Source organism: Aliiruegeria lutimaris (genome assembly GCF_900099935.1).
GTDB classification, from domain to species: domain Bacteria; phylum Pseudomonadota; class Alphaproteobacteria; order Rhodobacterales; family Rhodobacteraceae; genus Tropicimonas; species Tropicimonas lutimaris.
In genome coordinates this window covers 1-2,292 of record NZ_FNEK01000169.1, presented here as the reverse complement: position 1 = coordinate 2,292, position 2,292 = coordinate 1, and the positions used below count along the sequence as shown (strand labels likewise).

The 2,292-nt window shown below is 62.3% G+C and carries 3 protein-coding genes; all 3 read right to left on the bottom strand.

Going from position 1 to position 2,292, the window contains the following annotated elements; genetic code table 11:
* On the bottom strand, positions 1 to 1,383 hold a 1,383-nt coding region (locus tag BLR85_RS28160; protein ID WP_093165190.1), incomplete at its 3' end, for a hypothetical protein.
* A gap of 161 nt (positions 1,384 to 1,544) precedes the next feature.
* Positions 1,545 to 1,757, bottom strand: coding sequence for a helix-turn-helix domain-containing protein (locus BLR85_RS28155; RefSeq protein WP_068316599.1), 213 nt, complete (start codon positions 1,755 to 1,757; stop codon positions 1,545 to 1,547).
* On the bottom strand, positions 1,750 to 1,896 hold the full coding sequence (locus BLR85_RS29430; protein ID WP_170844825.1) for a hypothetical protein: 147 nt from the start codon (positions 1,894 to 1,896) through the stop codon (positions 1,750 to 1,752). The genes BLR85_RS28155 and BLR85_RS29430 overlap by 8 nt, the downstream gene beginning before the upstream one ends.
* Positions 1,897 to 2,292: the final 396 nt, after the last annotated feature.

Sequence of the window (2,292 nt, the reverse complement as noted above, 5' to 3'; positions counted from 1 at the left end):
CGGGAAGAGCGCCGTTCCCTGCGCCCGCGACACCAAAGGGCGATAGACAGTGATGTAGCGGTGCAGCAAACGCGAAACGCGATTGTTGAGCCGGAACTCGATAGGTTCGCCGTTCTTCACCTCAATGCCCTCGATCCGGATCGTGTAGCGGGTGTGCGTGCCGCTGCGATGCGCCTTGATATGGCGTTCCAGATCCAGACTGGCGAGGTTCTTGGCGCGCACCGGGCAGGACAGCAGAATGGCGATGGCGACGGCGTGCATGGCAGCCAGCGCCGCCTTGCGGTTGCGCGGCGACCGGTCCGCCTCGTCCATCAACGTCGCCGGAAGCCCGACGATGCGCAGCACATTCTCCCAGTCGTTGAACTGCGCAAGGCGGTCGCTGTTCTTGGCGCTCATTCCCTTCGGCTTGGTTGTAACCTTCTTCTTGATCGCGAGGACTGCCTTGAGATCCAACTCGGACAGATCGAGGCGGTAACGTGCGATAGCCACCAGCGTTGCGGCGATATTGTTGCAGGCGGGCGGGATCTTGTCGGACGGTGCCCGTTTCATGATCACGCGGAATGCCGCCTTCATGTTTTCAGCCGTCACGACATCCACCAGCGATTTCATACCGGTCGGTTCCTCGCCAGCTTCCGCCAACGCATCGAGGAACTGACGCAGATGGGCCTCGACGTTGCGGACCGAAGTCGGGCGCAGCGCCTCATCCGGCCCGCTCGTGTCGAAGGGGTCGTCGTGACGGAGCCGCCCGAGATAGGTCTGGATTTCCGCCTGGAGCGGTTCCGGGTAGGTCGACAACGGGCGGCAGCGATGGCTACCACCCTTCTCGTAGGACAGGCAAGGGAACGGCAGGTCGTTGCGTTTGACAATACCGTTCCAGATCTGGGCCATCTCCTTGCACAGCTTCGCCGGGTCCTTGGTCAGCAGGCGCGCGTCCAGATGGCCCTGGAATTCCGCCATCACCTCGTCCGTGACATCTGCAGGCTGAAGGCCGCGCCATGCGCAGTAGGACGCGAGACGCGACAGGCTCCAGACCTGATGCTTGGCTTCCGCGGCCAGGAAGAATTCCTCCCAGGCAACGGTGCGGGGGACCTTGGGTGCATTCCGCGGGATCGCCCGGGCAGAGCGGAGGGCGGTGGCGAGGTTCGTCTTGATGTTGGCCAGAGTGTGCGCGGTAATATGGTGCTGTGCGGGGTGGATGCGGTCGAGATACATCCGCAGACCCGGCGCGTCGCAGGGCAGGTCGGCAGGTGCGCGGCCCAGCATCTCGGCCACGCGCCGGACGGCGGAAACCTGGTCGCGGTGGCGAGTGGAGCCGCCATCTCGGATGGTCAGCCGATCAAGAACGTCGGCGAGGGATTGGGGTTTTGTCATGTCAAAGGGCATTGGTGATCTCCATTGATGAGTTGGATTGTGGGAGCTTTGGTGAAATGTGTGGACACGGTGGCCCTCGGGCGGACATTCGGGAGAACACAGTCACGAATTTATACCCGAAGTCCGTGGACCCGTTTTCCCGACACCCAAGAAAACCGCCCCAGAAGAGGACATTAGAGGACATCGGCCAGACCCCGGTTGCCGCGGGCGGCTGCGAGGGCTTTCAGGTCGGCCCGCGCGATCCGCCAGTGACCTCCGGGCTTGGTGGCGGCCAGTTCGCCGGCGTCGATCCATCGTCGAACCGTTTTCGGGCAGATGCGGAAAAGGGCAGCGACCTCCTTGACCGTGAGGTACTTGGCATGCGGGTCGAAAGGCAGGTCAGCCATTGGTGACCTCCCCGTCGCGATGCGTGGCAAAATCCGACCGGGCCGCCTCGCGCGCCATCACGCGCACGAGCGCCACCAAGGCTTCATTGATCGGGAGGGAGGGTGCGGTGCACCTCGGTTCACTGGGAGCACATGTCATTGTGCAGGTCCTTCTGGAAGAACCGCTCGTGACGATAAACCTGAGAAACCGGCGCGGGCTACAGCCCAAATGCCAGTTTCACACCGCTCATGCGGTGCCGATCATCGCCAGCGAGTGCTCCTGAAGGTGCTCCCTGCGGGCCGGCTTCTTGGCCGTTGTGAATGAAACTCAGATCCAAGATGGCCGACTGGCCGGTGGCCATAGGCCCATTTGGAGCAGAGACGAGGACAAGGACGCCCTTCGTGACCCATACCTAGCAAGCAGACATTGCCAAATTGGTTAATTCATCGAACAGCTCGTTGGTCAAAGGACGGAAACCTTCGGCGGCAACCGGCCCTTATCGGATGAGGTGGATGGCTCCTGCTCCACCGGCATCGAACGTGCCAAAGTGCAGTT